Source organism: Pseudomonas sp. REB1044, from assembly GCF_038813925.1.
Classification (GTDB): domain Bacteria; phylum Pseudomonadota; class Gammaproteobacteria; order Pseudomonadales; family Pseudomonadaceae; genus Aquipseudomonas; species Aquipseudomonas boreofloridensis.
Genome location: NZ_CP046139.1, coordinates 3,792,179 through 3,811,379 on the forward strand (window position 1 = coordinate 3,792,179; position 19,201 = coordinate 3,811,379).

General features: G+C 56.1%; 14 protein-coding genes and 3 pseudogenes. 4 read left to right on the forward strand and 13 right to left on the reverse strand.

Going from position 1 to position 19,201, the window contains the following annotated elements:
* Window positions 1-468 precede the first annotated feature (468 nt).
* From GKC70_RS17295 to gcvA, 8 genes and pseudogenes are all read right to left on the reverse strand, one after another.
* Window positions 469-744 (reverse strand): annotated as a pseudogene (locus GKC70_RS17295) (transposase); the annotation flags it as partial.
* A gap of 162 nt (window positions 745-906) precedes the next feature.
* A pseudogene (locus GKC70_RS17300) lies at window positions 907-2,153 on the reverse strand (IS256 family transposase).
* A gap of 191 nt (window positions 2,154-2,344) precedes the next feature.
* Window positions 2,345-3,967, reverse strand: coding sequence for a BCCT family transporter (locus tag GKC70_RS17305; RefSeq protein WP_342649388.1), 1,623 nt, complete (start codon window positions 3,965-3,967; stop codon window positions 2,345-2,347).
* 87 nt (window positions 3,968-4,054) lie between these two features.
* On the reverse strand, window positions 4,055-5,551 hold the full coding sequence (locus GKC70_RS17310; protein ID WP_342649389.1) for a CoA-acylating methylmalonate-semialdehyde dehydrogenase: 1,497 nt from the start codon (window positions 5,549-5,551) through the stop codon (window positions 4,055-4,057).
* 44 nt (window positions 5,552-5,595) lie between these two features.
* Window positions 5,596-6,753 carry an iron-containing alcohol dehydrogenase gene (locus GKC70_RS17315; protein WP_342649390.1) on the reverse strand — a complete coding sequence of 386 codons (1,158 nt, stop codon included), beginning with the start codon at window positions 6,751-6,753 and terminating at the stop codon, window positions 5,596-5,598.
* A gap of 126 nt (window positions 6,754-6,879) precedes the next feature.
* Window positions 6,880-9,192: a CoA transferase gene (locus GKC70_RS17320; RefSeq protein WP_342649391.1), complete on the reverse strand. Its 2,313-nt coding sequence runs from the start codon at window positions 9,190-9,192 to the stop codon at window positions 6,880-6,882.
* A 17-nt stretch (window positions 9,193-9,209) separates the two neighbouring features.
* Entirely contained in the window at window positions 9,210-9,377 is a 168-nt protein-coding gene (locus GKC70_RS17325; protein ID WP_342649392.1) for a CoA transferase, read from the reverse strand.
* Between the two features lie 232 nt (window positions 9,378-9,609).
* Window positions 9,610-10,509 (reverse strand): transcriptional regulator GcvA, encoded by a 900-nt coding sequence (gene gcvA / locus GKC70_RS17330; protein WP_342649393.1) that lies wholly within the window; start codon window positions 10,507-10,509, stop codon window positions 9,610-9,612.
* A 170-nt stretch (window positions 10,510-10,679) separates the two neighbouring features.
* On the opposite strand from gcvA, the gene GKC70_RS17335 reads away from it, so the two are divergent.
* Together GKC70_RS17335 and GKC70_RS17340 are read left to right on the forward strand one after the other, a co-directional pair.
* The gene (locus GKC70_RS17335) at window positions 10,680-11,219 is read left to right on the forward strand and encodes a TetR/AcrR family transcriptional regulator (RefSeq protein WP_342651545.1); all 540 of its coding nucleotides are present in this window, start codon (window positions 10,680-10,682) and stop codon (window positions 11,217-11,219) included.
* 46 nt (window positions 11,220-11,265) lie between these two features.
* Window positions 11,266-12,249: an MDR family oxidoreductase gene (locus GKC70_RS17340; RefSeq protein ID WP_342649394.1), complete on the forward strand. Its 984-nt coding sequence runs from the start codon at window positions 11,266-11,268 to the stop codon at window positions 12,247-12,249.
* A 116-nt stretch (window positions 12,250-12,365) separates the two neighbouring features.
* On the opposite strand, the pseudogene GKC70_RS17345 reads toward GKC70_RS17340, so the two are convergent.
* The 3 genes and pseudogenes from GKC70_RS17345 to GKC70_RS17355 form a co-directional block, all read right to left on the reverse strand.
* Window positions 12,366-12,731 (reverse strand): annotated as a pseudogene (locus GKC70_RS17345) (transposase); the annotation flags it as partial.
* Between the two features lie 774 nt (window positions 12,732-13,505).
* A complete protein-coding gene (locus GKC70_RS17350; RefSeq protein ID WP_342649395.1) occupies window positions 13,506-14,813 on the reverse strand; it encodes an MFS transporter in 1,308 nt (435 codons plus the stop codon).
* Window positions 14,814-15,138: 325 nt separating this feature from the next.
* A complete protein-coding gene (locus GKC70_RS17355; protein ID WP_342649396.1) occupies window positions 15,139-15,594 on the reverse strand; it encodes a helix-turn-helix domain-containing protein in 456 nt (151 codons plus the stop codon).
* A 195-nt stretch (window positions 15,595-15,789) separates the two neighbouring features.
* Between GKC70_RS17355 and GKC70_RS17360 the strand changes: the two genes are divergently transcribed.
* Both GKC70_RS17360 and GKC70_RS17365 read left to right on the forward strand, forming a co-directional pair.
* A complete protein-coding gene (locus tag GKC70_RS17360; protein ID WP_342649397.1) occupies window positions 15,790-17,013 on the forward strand; it encodes an MFS transporter in 1,224 nt (407 codons plus the stop codon).
* Window positions 17,010-17,882 (forward strand): EamA family transporter, encoded by an 873-nt coding sequence (locus GKC70_RS17365; RefSeq protein WP_342651546.1) that lies wholly within the window; start codon window positions 17,010-17,012, stop codon window positions 17,880-17,882. The genes GKC70_RS17360 and GKC70_RS17365 overlap by 4 nt, the downstream gene beginning before the upstream one ends.
* Window positions 17,883-17,961: 79 nt before the next feature.
* Here the strand turns inward: GKC70_RS17365 and GKC70_RS17370 are convergent, their stop codons facing one another.
* Together GKC70_RS17370 and GKC70_RS17375 are read right to left on the reverse strand one after the other, a co-directional pair.
* Window positions 17,962-18,321 carry a cupin domain-containing protein gene (locus tag GKC70_RS17370; protein ID WP_029612351.1) on the reverse strand — a complete coding sequence of 120 codons (360 nt, stop codon included), beginning with the start codon at window positions 18,319-18,321 and terminating at the stop codon, window positions 17,962-17,964.
* The gene (locus tag GKC70_RS17375; RefSeq protein ID WP_342649398.1) at window positions 18,318-18,911 is read right to left on the reverse strand and encodes a GNAT family N-acetyltransferase; all 594 of its coding nucleotides are present in this window, start codon (window positions 18,909-18,911) and stop codon (window positions 18,318-18,320) included. Before GKC70_RS17375 ends, GKC70_RS17370 begins: the two co-directional genes overlap by 4 nt.
* Window positions 18,912-19,201: the final 290 nt, after the last annotated feature.

The following is a 19,201-nucleotide window of genomic DNA, read 5'->3' on the forward strand; positions in this document are numbered from 1 at the left end:
GTTGATGTGTATCGTCTGGCCTTTTTTGGGCCACTGCCGGCGCGGGAGCGTGCTTTGATAATCAGCGGCTTCCGGTACGAATGTTAGAGTCGCCCCCTTTTCCGGGCATTCTGCCGTGGTCGATGCCGGGCTTACCTTCACGACTTGGGCCTGTAGTGCTGGGTGGGGATGCTTCAACACATCAGTGATATGTAGCTCCATACGGCAAATTTGCCACGTCGATGCTTGTACTGGTTGGCACATTATGAAAACGGAAAAGACAAATAAGGCGTAGCGAGTTGCACGGGAGTCCATGTTTGGCCCTGCCTTGAATAGTGGTATCCGAGGCATTATCAGATGTGGACTCACCGAATCATAGGGCGATCCTGCCTCGCCCACCTTCAGCCAAGTCGATGGGCGCCCAAGCCGTGCAAAGTGACTTCAACGAACGCTTACGGTCATCGTGGAATTCTTGATGAGCGCGTACTAAAGCCGTACACCTTGGCGAAGTACGCCGCGGCCTTCTTCAAGATGTCTCGCTCTTGCGTCACCCGCTTGAGTGCTGCGCGCAGTGTGTGCCGTTCGGCCTGCTTAACATCGTCTTGCTGACGCTGCGCTTGGGGCTTGCTGTAGACCTTGATCCGGCATACAGGCCGTACTCGGACGTCGCCAGGCGCTGGGCGATATCGGCAGCAGGTTTGCCTTTTTGATCACTTGCTTGACCGCTTCGATCTTGAATTCTTCGAGGTGGCGCTGACAACTCATGGCCCCTCCTGTTTGGGCCTCGTTGTGAGGCTTGGAGGTGTCCAGGCTCTGTCTGAAAAGCCTTGATACTCAGTGATGTTGCGTCGAAAACCGACTGGATCGAGAGTGTCAGATTTTTTGTGTGCGGGCCGATAACGGCCTGCCGTCAGGCTGGCCATGCTTTTACCAGGTCGGCCTGATAAATCGATCTCCGTACAGCATCGCGAATTGATTCATCGCATTTTTCCAGTCATGGGCCGCTGAGCCCCAGTTTGCCGTGATGTTCCGCAGCCCCAGCCAGATCAGCTTGGTGGCGGCCTCATCCGTTGGGAAGTGACCACGCGTTTTGATGATCTTGCGTAGCTGGGCGTTGATGCTTTCGATCGCGTTGGTCGTATAGATCACTTTTCGAATGCCTGACGGGAAGACAAAGAATGGAATCACTCGATCCCAGGCTCTTCTCCATGCCGCAACTACCGTTGGGTACTGTTTGCCCCAAGGGCCGTTTTCAAAGGCATCCAGTGCCTGCTCAGCCGCCTCGGCGTTGATGGCCTGATAGATCGGCTTGAGCGCTTTGGCCAGATCACGACGCTTATCCCACGCTGCATAATCGAGACTGTTGCGGATCAAGTGGACGATGCATGTTTGCAGCGTGGTGGCCGGAAACACGGCGCTTAGCGCCTCTGGCATCCCTTTGAGGCCGTCGGTGACGGCGATCAGCACATCCTCAACGCCGCGCGTCTTGAGGTCATTGAAGACCTTCATCCAGAACTTCGCACCTTCGGTATTTTCGATCCAGATCCCGAGAATATCGCGCGTCCCATCGGGTAGAACGCCCAGCGCCAAGTAAATCGCTTTGTTGCGCACAAGGCCTTCTTCGCGAATCTTGACTCGTAGTGCATCAAAGAAAATGACCGGGTACATCGGCTCCAGCGGCCGCTGTTGCCACGCGCCGATTTCCTCCATCACCTCGGCCGTGACCGAACTGATGAAGTCATGCGAAACATCCGTTCCATACTGCTCGGAGAGGAATGCGCGAATTTCCCGAACGGTCATGCCTCGGGCATACATGGCGATGATCTTGTCATCGAAACCGGTATAACGGCGCTCGTGCTTGGGAATCAGGATGGGCGCAAAACTACCGTCTCGATCACGGGGATATCCAGCCGCAGCGGCCCCTCTCCAGTCAGAACCGTCTTGCCAGTCCTGCCATTGCGCTGATTGGTTTCATCCTCTGGGCGCTGCGCGCCCGGCAGATACCCCAGGTGGTGACTGAGCTCGGCGTTCAAGGCCCGTTCGATCAACGCCTTCTTGAATGCCGCAGAGGCATCTTCGATAGCCTCCGCAGTCATCAGGCCCTCACCGAACTGCTCGAGCAGCTCCTTGGGGATTTTTGGTAGGTCACGCAGGGGTTTCTTCTTGGTTGGCATACATGCACCTCTTGCTCATGTTATGCCCGAACACAAAATTTCTGACATACCCACTGGATCGCCAGCCCATTCGGACTGCTCATCTACAACCCGTAAAGTCGAGCGGGACTTCGACCGTCCCTCCACGGTTTCGCCCTCCATCACCTTCTTCTCAAAATTTTTCTAACAGAGCCTAGGCAACCAGAGGTGATTCAAGCAGCTGCTTCGTCAGGCTCTTTCTCATTTTGGAGCAACACCGTCAGCTCTGAGCGCTCAGAGCACCTCATTTCAATCTCATGGGCAGGCGCGTTTCCATAGTCGGCCTTCATCCATCGCAGAAGGCCGTACATTTTGACCACCAGCACCGCCAGGAACGGAATCGCCGCAACCGTCACCACCGTCTTGAGTGCGTGTAACGGGGCTCCAATGTAGAGCATCGCCAGTGGAATGGCTGCCAACATCAGACACCAGAAGAGCCTAAGCGTGGTCGAAGGCTCATCACCTTCTTTCAGGTTCCTGGTGCTGGTAGCTGCAACCGCAAACGACACGGCATCCAGGTGCGAGGCAAGGAAGACCAGCATCAATAAGTAGTACCCAACCGCGAGGATCTTGCCGAAAGGCAAGCTGAAGAGCAGCCGTGAGACCACTTCCTCACCTCCAACGCTGTTAATGAGGGTCGGTGCGTCCACTACGCCTGAGATGAACTGATGCATGGCAAAACTCTGCAGACTACCGAAGAAAAACCAGCACCCCCCGCAGCCGCCCAAAATCATCGCGGCAACCACCTCTTTGATCTTGCGCCCACGCGACACGCGGGTCACAAAGAGTGCAACCCCTGGCGTGTAGGTGATCCAGTACAACCAGTAGAACACCGTCCAGCCCCGTGCGAACTCCCCATTGCCTGCAGGGTCAGTGGAAAGGCTCATACGCACAAAATTCTGCAGCATCAGGCCAACACCATTGGCGGTGTTACTGAGCGTGAACCCGGTGGGCCCGAGCACCAGTACGATGACTGCATAAAGAACGGTCAAGCCGCAGGCGGCATGCGCAAGCTTTTGCATCCCTTTGCCGATACCCACATAGGAGCTCAGCGAGAATACCAACGTCACCGCCAGTACCAGAGACGCCTTCAGTGCATACCCATCATCGATACCAAACAGCATGGCTATGCCTTTACCCACTGTCGAGGCCGACAGTGTGATGGTGAGCACCAGCCCACCAAATGTCGACAGCAAGAACACCACATCCACGAAACGCCCAACAACACCTGTCGCGTTCAGCCCCGTGATAGCCTCAATAGCAGCAGACAGACTCAGACCTGTATTTTTTCGCACGTGGAAATGATAGGCCATGGCCAGCGAAGCAACACCGTAAATCGCCCAAGGCGTAACACCCCAATGAAAAAATGAGTAAGCAATACTGTATTCAAGCGCTTCCTTACTGAGCGGCGCAACACCTAAGCCAGGCGTAGAGTAATAATACACCCACTCCATAAACGCCCAGTACATGGTGGCAGATCCAAGCCCTGCACAAATAAACATGAACACCCAGCTGGCATTCCCGTAAGCTGGCTTGCCTTCGCCTAGTTTGATATTGCCGTATTTGCTAAGCGCAACCCACACCACAAAAACCACACAGACGAATCCAATAATTTGAACACTGGCGCCAAACAACTTCGTCGCCGCGTCAAACACAACACCCGAGAGCTTCAACGACTGATCTGGATAGCGTGTCAACCCTGCCACGCTGAAGCCAATGGCAACCAGACTTATCACCATCAGAGGCAGATCAATCTTGGTCTTGATATTTTTTGAGGAGGCATTATTGGGGTTCATCATCGCAACCTTACATTTTTTGTTATCGGGCGATTGGGGACAGGCAAGCAAACGCCGAGGTGGGATGCCCCACCTCGGCTCTTTGGGTTACTTCATTGTCGGCATGGAGAACTCAATGCCTTCTCGAAGGCCTGAGGAAGGCCAGCGCTGTGTCACCGTTTTCCGACGCGTGTAGAAACGAACCCCGTCTGGCCCGTAGGCATGAAGGTCGCCAAACAAAGAACGCTTCCAACCGCCAAAGCTGTGGTACGCCACAGGTACTGGCAGAGGAACGTTGATCCCAACCATGCCCACCTTGATGTTGTCGGAGAAATAGCGTGCTGCTTCGCCGTCACGGGTGAAGATGCAGGTGCCGTTGCCGTACTCGTGCTTATCGATCAGCGCCATGGCTTCCTTCATGCTGTTGACGCGCACGACCTGAAGAACGGGGCCGAAAATCTCTTCCTTATAGCTCTGCATCTGCGCAGTGACGTGATCGATTAAAGTGCCCCCGACGAAGAAGCCTTCCTCGTAGCCAGCAACGTTTGGCTGACGCCCGTCGACAACCACTGTAGCGCCCTGCTCTTCAGCACTGTTGATGTACCCAACGACCTTTTCCTGGTGCTGGCGGGTTATCACCGGGCCGAAGTCATTTTTGCTGTCGGTGTAAGCACCCACCTTCAGGTTCTTCATGGCTTCTTTCATTGTGGCGATCAGCGCATCGGCTGTCGCGTCACCCACAGCAACCGCTACGGACAGCGCCATGCAACGCTCACCAGACGAGCCAAAGGCAGCGCCCAGGAGTTGGTTCACCGCATTGTCGATATCGGCGTCAGGCATGACGATGGCATGGTTCTTCGCGCCACCCAGTGCCTGGCAGCGTTTGCCGTGGGCAGTGGCAGTGGCGTAGATGTACTCGGCAACCGGCGTCGAGCCCACGAAGCTGACCGCCTGAACGCGTGCGTCACGCAGTAGGATATCTACCGCTTCCTTGTCGCCGTTCACCACGTTCAGCACACCATTGGGCAGGCCTGCTTCCTGCAGCAGTTGGGCAATGAACAGCGTAGAGCTGGGGTCGCGCTCAGAAGGTTTGAGAATGAAGCAGTTGCCCGCCGCAATAGCCACCGGAATCATCCAAAGCGGAACCATCACGGGGAAGTTGAACGGTGTGATGCCAGCCACCACACCCAGCGGCTGGAACTCACTCCAGGCATCGATGTTCGGGCCAACGTTTTTGCTGTGCTCACCTTTGAGAAGCTCGGCGATCCCACAGGCATACTCGACGTTCTCGATACCACGCTGCAGTTCGCCTGCCGCATCATGGGAAATTTTCCCGTGCTCTTCGCCGATCAGTTTGCAGATCGCGTCAGCATTCTGCTCCAGGAGTTCTTTGAAGCGGAACATGACGCGGGCCCGCTTGATCGGCGGAGTATCACGCCAGGCCGGGAAAGCAGCCTCAGCAGTGGCAATGGCGTGCTCCACCGTCTGACTCGATGCCAACGCAACTTGGCGAGCCACCTGGCCAGTAGCGGGGTTGAAGACATCTTGGGTGCGCGTTGATTCGAGAACGACTTCGCCGTTAATCAGATGGCCGACAGTATTCATGTGAAACTCCACTGTTGTTATTCAAATATTGGTTGGGTGTTCGATTACCAAAGGCTGCGGTAAAGCTCGACCATCTCTGCCTCAGTAGGCACACGAGGATTATTGCCAGGCGAGCCGGAAGCCAGCGCTTGAGCAGCCATGGTTGGCATCATCTCGAAGAATTTTTCACGGTCGATCCCAAACTGGGCTGGCGTGGGAACATTCATCTCATCGTTGATTGCCACCAACTCTTCTAGGAGCTTTTCCACTGCTGACTGATCCGTGTCGCTTTCAGTAGCGACCCCCATTGCACGTGCGCAATCAGCGTACCGATCACGTGCAGCCGGGATGGAAAATGCCGTCACTTCAGGCAGCAGCATGGCGTTCGACAGCCCGTGTGGGACGTGGAATGCGGCGCCAATCGGGCGGCTCATGCCATGCACCAGAGCAACCGATGAGGCCGAGAACGCCAAGCCAGCCAGGGTCGATCCGAGCATGACGGCCTCCCGAGCAACGCGGTCAGAGCCATCGCGATAGACCTTGCGAAGGTTTGGGCCGATCAAGCGCACGGCGGCCAGCGCCTGGGCATCGCTGAAGAGGTTTGCTTTCTTGCTGACGTAAGCCTCGATAGCGTGAGTCAGCGCGTCGATACCGGTATCCGCCGTGACACGGGCCGGCAACGAGAGCGTCAGTTCATAATCAACCAGCGCGGCAACGGGCATGAAGCCTGCGCCGACGCAGAGCATTTTCTCGTCAGTCGACTCATCGGTGATGATGGTGAACCGGGTCACCTCGGAGCCGGTGCCGGAAGTTGTTGGAATGGCAATGATCGGCAAGCCCATCTCGGTGACGTTGCGCGGGAACTTGTAATCGCGCATGACGCCGCCGAACTTGGCCAGGATGCCAATCGCTTTAGCACTGTCGATTGGGCTTCCCCCACCCAAGGCGATGATGCTGTCATAACCCCCTTCCCGGGCCTTCGACACGCCGGCTTGGATCGAAGCAACTGTGGGCTCTGGCACGGTATCGGAAAACACGTCAACTTCAATGCCGTGCTCGGCCAGTACGGCGCTGATACGACCTGAGTAACCCAGCTCGACCATCATTCGGTCGGTGATGATGAGTGGTTTGCTGCAGCCGAGGCTGGCCAGAACGTGGTGAATTTGCTGGCTAGCACCGGCACCGGTTTGCAGGATGCGTGGGAGAATGCTGTTGTAAGTCATGGCTCTATCTCATTTCCTGGGCATGAACGCGCCCGCGAGCTGCCTTGGGCTCGTGTTCGCTTGATCGGTGAATCGAGGTGCAAGGGGTGACGCTGAGAAGGTCTCCCCTTGACGTATCCTCAGCAGCTAGCTCGGCAGGTATTCCTCACTCCAGGACTCGCCGATTGCACCGGCATCCAGGAGCGATTGAATCTGCATATCGGTATAGCCGTAGCGCCCGAGTACCTTACGAGTGGAAGCGCCAAACTTCTCAGCGGGTGGCAACGCTCGAATTCGCGATACGCGTGGGCGAATGGCGTAGGGATCCAGCTGCGTCACCCGATGACCACTCGGATGGTCGCTATAGATGCTGAAGGAGTAGCTTCCATTCTCGGTGCCTGGCAGGCCATCAGCGGATCGGCTGTATTGGCTGCGCAGGTGATCAATGTTGTCCGGCACCGCTGCAGCAATGTTGGCAGCCTGGAAACGCTCTTGAAGAACCGAGCTGCTCATGCGGCCAATGGCAGTGCTCAGATAGGCAGCGCGATCATTTGCGGATGCCAACTCGGATAGCTCAGAAATTGCCGCAAACTTGTGCAGCTCTGACTCGGAGGCATCCAGGTAGATCCAACCATCCGCGGTCTTGTAGAACCGAGAAAGGTCGCTGTAGCCAAAGACGTCACGCCCGGATGGCTCGTTGAATGGTGCTCTGCCGGAATAGTCGTAGCAGAACGGGATCTGTACCAGATTCCCTAATGATGCGAGCGAGGTGCGGGCCCGGTGAGCCTCGCCGGAGTGATGCTTGCGATACAGGGCAGTAGCCACGCCCAGAGCAGCAGCAAACCCGCACATAACATCAATAGTGCCGACGTGGGCATGTTCTTCTGGAGTATCCATCCCGCCACCAAAGCGCAGCATGATCCCGGTGGTGGCCTGGATCAGGTCGTCATACCCCAGATAATCTGTACGAGGGCCGCGACGTGGCCCGCCGAAGCAGTCCAACTGGCAGAAGATCACCCCAGGATTCACTGCCTGGAGGCTCGCCTCATTCAGGCCAAGCGGTGCCAACTGGCGATCAGGTGCGTTCATGACGATCACGTCGACCTCCCGCACAAGGCGATTGAATACGTCTCGGCCTTCGGACTTGTTCAGATCAACCAGAACACTTTCCTTGCCGCGTGCCGAAGACATGCCGAAGACCACGGTATTCCAGGGATCATAATTGGGCATGACCGGGTCGAGCTTGATGACGTCAGCACCGAAGCGACCCAAGAACGATGTCGAGTGCGGCCCTGCGATAACGTTGGTCAGATCGAGTATCCTGACACCCTCCAGCCAACCGGCTGGCTTATCGAGTTTGGCAGGAGGCAATGCACGCGCAGGACTCTCAGACAGCGTTGCCAACGCTTCTTCGAAGCTCACATCGCGACGCGAAAGCGGCTTGAGCATTGGCTCGGAACAGCCCTCCAACCATGCGATTGGGCCAGGCTGCTTCATGAGTCCAAACTCGCGATCATTAACCTCAACGATCAACCCAGCAGTATTGGAGTGCTCATCATGGAGCCACTCTTGGGTAGACCTGTGCGGCGCACCAGGGAAACGCCCCTCACCGAAGATGACTTCCCATTCGGCGGCTGTTTTGGTCAGGAATACTTCTTTCATCCTGGCCGAGATACGCGCAGCCCAATCAGCAGGCAACGGGTAAACGCCCAGCGATGCATTTCCTTCCCACCGGGCAATCGGGAGGTAGGGGTCATCTACTTTCGGCAAGCCGGCAGCAACCATTTCTTCGTAGATGCCCATTGCCTGCAGGCAGCGCTTGGCATGCTCACGGTGCGAGGGGCACACGGCGTAGAACTTACGGCCATCAGCACATTCATAGGTGCGGTAGAACGGATCGAGGAACTCCTGCAGATCCTGGTAGCTCAGGTTCATCGGCAGGTTTTCGGCCCGGCGACGCTCGCTCTCCTTTTCACGCAGAGTTTTGTAGCGCAGCGGATAGCCGTCGATCTTGATCGAGTTGTACGAGAGTCCTTCCATGACCGCTGATGCCAACGGGACTTCGATCTGATCGCCAACGCCATTCTTTTCACGTGCCTGCAATGCAAGCACCACAGAAGACACTGCCAGCATGGTTCCATACGCGGACGCCAAAGGAAGCGGCGAGAAGCTGGGGTTGATGCCCATCAAAACACGGTTCTGACCCATGTCCGTGAACACTCCGGAGGCCGAAGCGATAACGGCTTCGGTAGCCCGCCATTGCGCACGCAGCTCGTCATCACTGGCAAACCCTGGGATCGACAACGTGATCAGCTCGGGACGTGCATGCCGAAGCTCTCCTAAATCGAGGCCCAGCCTGGACATGACGCCAGGGCGGAAGTTCTCGATGACGATATCGGCACGCGTGATGAGCTGGCGAGCTTGCTGCAGCCCTTCAGGCGTTTTCAGATCCAGGCGCATGCAAAGCTTGTTGCGGTTCAGCGTGGCATTCGCTGGGCTATCCCAGAGAGGCCCCCCAGCGGGTCGATATGAACAACGGTAGCACCCAGATCAGCGAGAATCATCGCGACTGCAGGGCCTGCGATGTACTGTCCGAAATCGATGACATTGACGCCTTGCAAAGGCAATTGCTTGGAATGTCCCATGACGAAAATCCTACGTAGCCTGGAGCCAGCTTGGTTTGCCGGCGCGGTTATTGTTGTTGTTGAGACTTCGCATCTACCGATACCTGGGCGACGACATCTCTCCAGGCCCTGCGATCTGGCGACTACTTTCAGAAATTTGTTGGCGTCGTAAAAGCAATAAAAAAAGGCCCTGAGGGGCCATTTTTTTTATTGCTTGTTTTTTACCATCCATCGCTAACTCAACGTTCTATGATTAGACGAACCTGAATACATTCGCCTCCTCACATAACCAATGTGCGAAAGCAATCGCATTCGGATTGGCCATGCCATGGGCCGAGTACGTCAAGTAGAACGCCTCTTTGGTCGGAGTGCTGTCGCCCAAGGGCGCTATGAGCCTACCCTCATCCAACAAATGCTTGACCAGCGAAGACCTAGCCAACGCAACGCCCTGGCCCAACTCGGCAATCGCCAAGGTCGAAATCAGAGTGTCGAATTGAAGTCCCTGCGAACAATCGACGGCTTCGGCGTTATTTTTCTGTAGCCAGTATCCCCACCCTTCTTCGTATCCAAGGACATGGAGCAGTTGGTGTTTCGCAAGGTCTTGAGCGCAGTTCAGCGGACGCTCATCCGTGATCAAGGCACGGGAGCAAACCGGGACTAACGTGTCCCATGTCAGGCGCTCGGATTTCATACCTGGCCACCGTCCTTGACCATACCTGATCTCCAGGTGGGCATCGAACTGTGAGTCTTCTTCCCAGATACTGCTCGCGACGCGCAAATTGATGGTGGGGTGAAGGGCCTGAAAGCGAGGCAGCCGAGGCGCTATCCAGTGTGTGAAGAAAACCAGACTACTTCGGATGATCAATACCCTTCGGTGGCCTTGCCCAAAAATTTCATCTGTGGAGGCAGCTAGGCGTTCGACCGACTCTCTCACCACAGGGAAGTATGATTTCCCTGCCTCGGTGAGCTCAAGTCCTCGTGCGAGGCGCTTGAAAAGAGCAACCCCCAACTGAGACTCCAGACTCTTCACCTGTTGACTGATTGCCGCCTGCGTGAGGTTGAGCTCTTCAGCTGCCTGGGTGAAATTCAGCAGCCGAGCAGACGCCTCAAAGGCCCGGAGCCAGTTCAAGGGGGGTAGACGCTTCTTCATCACGTATCCAGCGCTCAGTGGGTCGAGGATCGAATTATTGGCGGGTTGACATTAAAGACGATTGGTCTAAATTACAACGCATGAATAGCTCTACACCTGTTTCTCGAAGAGGCCGGCCCCCAAAAGTCCCGCGTGAGCATGGCGAAACGCTGGAGCTGCTCCTGCGCTGCGGCATGGAAATCCTCACTGAGCAAGGCTTTACTGCCACCGGCATCGACACCGTACTCAAGCGCGTCCAAGTACCCAAAGGCTCGTTCTATCACTACTTTGAAAGTAAAGAAGCTTTCGGCCAAGCCGTGCTGGAGCGCTATGCAGACTACTTTGCTCAGAAGCTGGATCGCTGTTTCAGCGACCTAAGCGTGCCTCCACTACGAAGGCTGTCCAACTTCGTTGAAGAGGCAAAACTAGGAATGGCTAGGCACCAGTTCCGAAGAGGCTGCCTTGTGGGAAATCTTGGGCAAGAGGTACAGGTACTGCCAGACAGCTTCCGTGAACAGCTGGAGCTGATTCTGCAGGATTGGGAGCAGCGCTTATCTATCTGCCTGACGGAGGCGGTCAAGGTGGGAGACCTATCTTGCGAGCATGACTGCGGGGCCCTTGCAGCCTTCTTCTGGGTTGGGTGGGAGGGCGCCGTCCTTCGAGCGCGTCTTGTGCAACACGTCCGTCCCCTCGACGTTTTTTTCCAAGGATTTCTGGCGGGAATCACCAAGTGATTCCTTACGACGATTTAAAGACAATCGGTCTAAATGAGGGTTGGTAATGTTCAAAGGCATTCTGATTGAGAAGCAGGAAGACCAGTATTCGGCGCGGCTCACTGAGCTGAATGCTGACCAGTTGCCAAGCGGAAGCGTGACGGTAAAAGTCGCCTACAGCACCTTGAACTACAAGGATGCTCTGGCTATCACCGGCAGAGGGCCGGTTGTTCGCAGCTTCCCTATGGTGCCGGGCATCGACCTTGCTGGCACCGTCGAGTCAAGCGATGATCCGCGCTATAAGCCAGGCGACCGCGTACTTTTGAATGGCTGGGGCGTGGGTGAAAGCCATTGGGGCGGGCTAGCACAGAAAGCCAGGTTGAACGGCGACTGGCTGATCCCCCACCCCGAGCGCTTGAGCGAACGTCAAACCATGGCAGTCGGCACTGCCGGATACACCGCCATGCTTTGCCTGATGGCGTTGGAACGCCATGGACTGAAGCCCGCCAGTGGCCCCGTGCTGGTAACGGGCGCCACAGGTGGTGTCGGCAGCTTCGCAATCAGCCTTCTGGCAGGTGCTGGGTACACCGTCACTGCAGCTACCGGAAAATCCAGCGAGGAAGCGTATCTGAAGAGCCTGGGGGCGACGACGATCATTGATCGTGCCGAGCTGTCTGCCCCTGGACGCCCACTGGCAAAAGAGAAATGGGCTGCTGTAATCGACTCAGTCGGTAGCCACACCTTGGCCAATGCCTGCGCAAGCACGATGTCAGAAGGCTTGGTGGCCGCATGTGGATTGGCTCAGGGAATGGACTTTCTTGCAACCGTTGCCCCTTTCATTCTGCGAGGGGTGAGCCTGCTTGGCATCAACAGTGTTACTCAACCATTTGAGCGACGAGTCGAAGCTTGGGAACGACTGGCTGATCAACTCAACCTGGATGCCTTATCATTGATGACCGAGGACATTAGCCTTGAGTCTGCTCTTTCAGCCGCCGTTGACTTGATGGACGGGAAGATCCGTGGCCGATTGATTGTCGACGTCAATCGCTGAGGAAACTCCGAACAAGTTGCTCATCAGCCGGAAGTAGGCGGTTGAGGGATGCTGAAAAGACCGATGTTCAGTCGCTGATTATTGGAAAACCAAGGCAAAGCCTTGGTTTTCTGCCCTCACAGGCGCCCCTCTCCCGCAGCAGGCAATAATTGCCGGTGCTCCATCCATAGATTCGACAGGGCAAACAGCGTGGTCAGTTGCGCCGTGTTCTTGGCCAAGCCACAGAAGCGGGTTTTCACATAGCCGAACTGACGCTTGATCACACGAAATGGATGTTCGACCTGCGCTCCGAGCTTGCGTCTGGTTTTGTAGAGCGCGCTTCGTGTGCTCACGTATTTATAGGTGCTTCGACGAGCCACAATCTGCCAGATCGCCGGCCTTCTTTCATGCTACGGCCGCTTTTAAACGCCGGTATAACCCGCGTCGGCACAGTTAACATTACCATCGCCAAGCAACAGGTGAGCGGCTTCCGTTACAGCGACCTTCACTGATACTGACAAGCGCTTTTACACACATGACATCAGGGAGTTGGAGCGGTACAGAGCATTGAACGTTCCTGATGGAGTGGAGCCTGAGGATGATGGCATTATATGGAAAAATACGCATACGGCCACCTTGGAAGACTTTAAGCCAAGTAGCGAACCCTCTTGACCAACACACCAGAAGCATTAAATTCTGCCAATTAATAAATTTGAGGCTATGATTGTGATTGATTTTAAAACGATGTTTGAGAACGAAACAACCAGCGATATAGTTTTATTCTTATCAGGGCGAGGGGAAAATGGGATATCCCACCCCCAACTGGACGGAGACTGCACTACATATGCTGGAAAAAAATATCGAATACTGAACTAATATCACTGGTTAAAGAAATGAGAAAAAATAAAATATATCATTCGATGAAAAAGGGGGTTACAAAAAGGGCCCAACCTGGAAAGAACCTAAATTTGTAACGAAAAAAATACGGGATCTCCTAATTTTCATTGAATCCACACCCCTGTATAAGTTTTGATTTCGTTGGAGAGAGCCGAGCTTGAGCTGGGCTTTCTCTGTTTCTTAATGTTAATAGTCTGTCATACCGCCAACGTGATCCGGAGCTGGTCATCTGCGGAACCGCTTACTGATCACAACCTAGGCCATGGATTTACTCTCCTCATGACCTCAACAGGCGAGGCTTGAAAGCATTGATCCTATGGGCGATGCGGTCGCGTGATCGATCAAGTAGCGCGACACATAACGCGCCGCACTGGAATCGATCAAATTTTTCGAGGAACAAACTTCAGCACCAGGAGTGCACCGACGAGACAAACAGGGGCAATACTGAGCATACCCAAATACTTGTTGTCGGACAGTTCGTTGATAAAGCCAATGGCAGAAGGTGCCACGATCCCACTCAACTGCCCCAGGGAATTGATCGCCGCGATTGCAGCCGCAATAGCAAGGCCATTGAATTTAGTCTGAGGAATAGCCCAGAACACAGGAATCGCAACAAACGAACCCGCCGTTGCCAAGATCAGCGCACTCATGAATAACGCTGGGTATTCGGGATAGGTACACGCCAGAAAGTAGCCGACACTTGCAACGGTCAAGGAAACCCATAGAGGCGTACGACGGTTACCCTTCCGATCAGAATATCGTGTCACAATCAGCATTCCGACAAAGGCGAATGCGTAGGGGATTCCGGTCAGTAAACCGATCGTCGTCAAGTCTTCAACGCCAGAACGGCGGATGAGATCTGGCATCCAGAAATTGATACCGTATGCTGAAACCTTGACAACAAAATAAATCAAGCCAAGTGCAAGCACCTCCCAGCTCATGAGCACTTTCAGAACAGAGCCGTGCGCTGGCTTAGCCGCTGCTTTAGCATCGCCGAGTTGCTCAATAAGATAGGCCTTTTCCTCTGCAGCAAGCCAACGGGCTGAGCTGATATCTCGATCCAGCTTCCAGACGGTGACGAGGCCGAGCAATACACAAGGGAGACCCGACATCAAGAAGAGCCAATGCCAGCCAGCAAGACCCATGACGCCATCCATATGCGAGAGAATGAAACCGGCGACAGGCGCACCGAGCGCACCTGAAATCGGCCCGGAAAGGAAAAACAGCCCGTTAATGGAAGCCATCTTTCTACGCGGGAACCAGCACGCCAAGTAGAAAAGAATCGCTGGACCGAATCCAGCCTCCATGACGCCAATCAGGAACCTGAGGAGATAAAGTACATACTCACTTGAGGCAAACATCAGCGCCGCTGTCGCCAAACCCCACGAGATCATGATGCGGCAAATCCAGCTCGGGGCTCCATATTTTCTCAAGCCTATCGTGCTAGGCACTTCAAATAACACATAACCAACGAAGAAAATGCTTGCTGCAATACCATACGCCGCATCGCTGAGACCTAAGTCCGCCTGCATTTGAGCTTTTGCAAAACTGATATTGATACGATCAAAATAGGAGAAAAAATAACACACCACGGTTAAAGGCAAGATCCGCCAGGCCACACGGCGATAGAGCTTCAATTCATCGAGACGTTCCTGACCCGGTGCTGCAATTGCGCTTGAGATACCCATCGAAGACTCCAGCTTTTATTGTTTTAACTTGATCCCGCCTATGAGGCCAACGTATTACCCATACGCTGCCATGCAATAAATCGAACTGCGCTTCGTCGCAGTTTTTATAAAAAAGATGATTGTTTACCAAGAGGATGGCTATTCGAGTCTATGAACCGACCCATCCGCTGTAAATTAAAAAAACAACATAAGTTATGAGAAAAATCCATATCCGTCATCCGACCGATACGGCCGCGAACTGACATGCAACCCATCCGTGTCGTACATGGTACCCGAGCGCCTTGTATCAAAGCGCATGGCTTTATGGCCACCGTGAATGCGCTGTTCATGGCTCGCTGACCACCCTGACCCGATGACAGTCTTCCGGCCCAAGCACCTCTCCGCTCACCGAGCACACCGCCATCCTCATCACCGGCTCGCCCGATGCGTTATCCAGCAACACCGAGCGGGTCTCATGCGGCTCGAACTCGAACCGCTCGCCCCACTGCCGCAGGGCGACCACAATCGGAAAGATCTCGCGTCCTTTCTCCGTCAGTACGTACTCCCTGTAGGCACTGCCGTCCGAAGCCGGACGGATGTCGAACACACCCACCTCCACCAATGCCTTGAGCCGCGATGCCAGGATGTTCTTGGCAACGCCCAGGCTTTTCTGGAATTCACTGAACCGACGGACATCGTCGAATGCATCACGAACGATCATCAGCGACCAGCGATCTCCGATCGCCTCGAGCGACCGGGCGACAGGGCATTCCCGAGGATCGGGCGAAGATATCTCAGCCATTTCTTACCTTCTGAAATAGGGGACTTTTCAGGTCACGTGACTTCGTCCCACAAAAATCTGGTTGCAATTTGAAACAGGAATAAACCATGATTCCAAATGGTTTCAGTTTGCAACCAGACTACCCGGATGGAATGCGTTATGACAGCCGAATTTAAGCCCTCACAGGGTCGCCTACCGCAACCCCAACGATCACGGATGCCATCAAGCACCGATCAACGTCATGACAAGCGCCCCTCTGGCCTGCACCCTTCACTCACGCTGCTGCTATCGGTGACCTGCGGTTTGGCCGTCGCCAACGTCTACTTCGCCCAACCCCTGCTCGCCTCGATGGCTCGAAGCCTGGACGTCGCACCTGGGCTGATCGGTAGCGTGGTCACGATGACGCAAGTCGGCTACGCGCTGGGGCTGCTGCTGCTCGTTCCTTTGGGCGATCGGGTCGATCGCAAGCGGCTCGTACTCACCCAGACAGCACTCTGCGCCCTCGCGCTCGCGGCGATCGGCGCGTCGCAGACCTGGATGATGCTGCTGGGCGCCATGGTGGTCGTCGGTCTGATGGCGGTGGTCGCTCAAGTGCTGATGGCCTACACCGCGGTGCTGGCGACGCCGTCAGAACGCGGACAGGCGGTCGGCACCGTCACCAGCGGCATCGTGCTGGGGATTCTCCTGGCGCGCTTTACCTCAGGGCTGATCGCTGACCTGGCCGACTGGCGGGCAGTTTACGGCCTCTCCTCAGGCTTGATGCTGATACTCACCCTGGTGCTGTCCAAGTACTTGCCCGACGCCCCGCCGCAGCGACGTGGGAGCACCTATGGTGCGCTGCTCCGCTCCGTGTTCACGCTGCTACTGACCGAACCGGTATTGCAGATTCGGGGATTGCTGGCGCTGCTCGTCTTCGCCGCCTTCTCCGTGTTGTGGACGGCGATGGTGCTACCGCTGAGCGCCCCGCCGCTGTCTTTGTCCCACACATCCATCGGCCTGTTCGGCTTGGCAGGTGTTGCTGGCGCATTGGCCGCCAGGCGGGCCGGCATCTGGGCAGATCGGGGCCTGGGCCAACGGGTCAGCGCTATCGCCCTGGTCTTGCTGACGCTTTCCTGGCTGCCCATCGGCTTCGCCCAGCATTCTCTGATCGCCCTGGTATGCGGTGTGGTGGTGCTCGACTTCGCCGTCCAGGCCGTCCACGTCACCAACCAGAGCCTGATTTTCGCCGCACGACCGGATGCCCAGAGCCGCATGGTCGGCGCCTACATGCTGTTCTACGCCATCGGCAGCGCACTCGGCGCGGCCGTGGCGACCCAGGTCTACGTGCACTGGGGATGGCCTGCCGTATGCCTGCTGGGCGCCACGATCAGCGCTGCCGCGTTGATCCTGTGGTGCTTGACCGTCCGCAGCTCAACCGCCCGCCCAGGAAGCTCGCAATGAAATTCCGACACCTGCTGCTCGCCATCTCCATCACCGCCATCTGGGGTCTGAATTTCTCGGTGATCAAGCTGGGACTTGCCAGCGTCGATCCCTTCATCCTGGCCGGCCTTCGCTTCACCCTCTGCGCGCTTCCCACCATCCTGTTCATCCCCAAGCCCGATGTGCCCTGGCGCTACCTGGTGGGGTATGGACTAGCGTTCGGCGTTGGCTTGTGGGGGATGGTCAATCTAAGCATCCAGTCGGGACTGTCGGCGGGCATCGCGTCGCTGGTACTGCAGTTCAGCGCGTTTTTCACCCTTGTGCTGGGCGCCAAGGTCTTCAACGAACAGGTGTCGCGCTACCAGGTGGCCGGAATGATCATCGCCCTGTGCGGGTTGCTCAGCATCGCCTCCATCGTCGACGGCAGCGTGACGATGGCAGGCCTGGCGCTGGTGCTGCTGGGCGCATTGGCGTGGAGCGTGACGAATGTCATCAACAAGAAAGCGCAGACCACCCAAGTGTTTGCGTTTCTGGTGTGGTCCAGCGCGTTCTCTCCCCTTGCGCTGTTCGCGCTCGTCTATGCCGTGAACGGCACCCGCGGGTATCGCGCCCTGCTCACCCACCTGGACTCGAGCGCCGTGCTATCCATTCTGTTTCAGGTCTACCCCAATACCCTGTTCGGCTACTGGGTGTGGAATTCGCTGATGAAGCGCTACCCCGTCTCGACCATCGCACCGTTATCACTGCTGGTACCGGTGTTCGGTATGGTGGGTTCGGTGATGGTCTTTGGTGAGGCGCTTTCATTCAGCAAGATCGTTGCGGTGGTGCTGATCGTGTCGGGGCTGGCGGTTGGGCTTTATGGGAAGCGGATCGTGGATGGGCTGAGGTAGAAGGCTGTTGCGGCACGCCAAATAAGGCTCGAGCGCCACACACTGGATAGGCGTGGCGCTCGATAAAGCGGCCGCGTGCCTAGTTCGCGGGCAGGAGAATCACGAAGTTCTTTTTCATGTCTTCCAGCACGGTCCACTTGCCCTTGGCGCCCGGCTCGATGATGAACGTGTCGCCAGCGGCCAGTGTGACGGGGGCGCCACCCTCGAGTTCGATGACGCAGCGTCCACTCAGGACATGGCAGAACTCCCAGACTTTATAGTCGATGCGCCACGCACCGGTGCTGGCTTCCCACTCCCCGGAAATGCGACCTTGCTGTTCGTCGTGATAGTACTTGGACGTCAGTGTATGAGGATCGCCTTCCACGACTTCTTCAAAAAAAGGAAGGTCGCGCACCGGCTGGATATCGAGTTCGCGGAACACGGTCAGTGTCTTGTTCATGGTTTGTTCTCGATCAGGTTGTGGTTGGGGCGATACATCAAATAGGCCTCACCGGTTACGCCCAGCATCGGGTGCGGCACGATCTGGCAGGTTTTAACGATCTGAAAACCGTGGCGCTCGTAGAAGCGGCGTGCGCCGTGGTTTTCTGCATAGTCGATCAGGCACAGTCCCTTCAGGGCAGCGTCCTCGGCACGCTGCTGGGCATGGCGAAGAAACTCAACGCCCAACCCCTGGCTGCGCCAGGCTTCATCCAAGGCCAGGCTGGATATGTACAACGTGTCGGGTATTTCCATGTCGGCATAGGGCGCCAACACCGGGTCTGTTTCGGCAGGCCTGTCAGGGATTTCATGCAGGGCATAGCTATGCATCATGCCGATGACGCGCCCTTCGGAAGTGGCCATCAAGCAGTTTTTATAGGAGAAGTCGCCTTGCTCCCTGGCATAGCGCGACGCACCCACACTCAGCAGTGTTTCTCCAGGCGCGGCGAGCTTGCTCCAGATGTAGTCGGCCATGCCCTCCGATGTCAGTTGAAAGAAACGCGCGATATCGGGTGCGTCCGAGGCTTGAGCGGGTCTGAATTCGATGGACATGTGCAGTGCTCGCAGGGATCGGATGGGAGTTTTCGGGAGTTACGCCTGTGATGGGGTGGCAGGATAGGTGGGCTCAACGGCTTGCATCATGCTCGGGGCGAACACTGTCGGTATGGCGTGCGACGTTGGTCGATGGTCGACGGTAAGTGATCGGCTGATGGCTCAGGTTTTGGGGGGGCAGAAGGTGGTGAGGATAAAAGCCTGCGGACGGAACTTCGATGGCGGCATAGCCGGAATAAGACTGAGGCCTCCGTATGGAGATGAGTATTAAGAGCGGCGGGTACCGACCC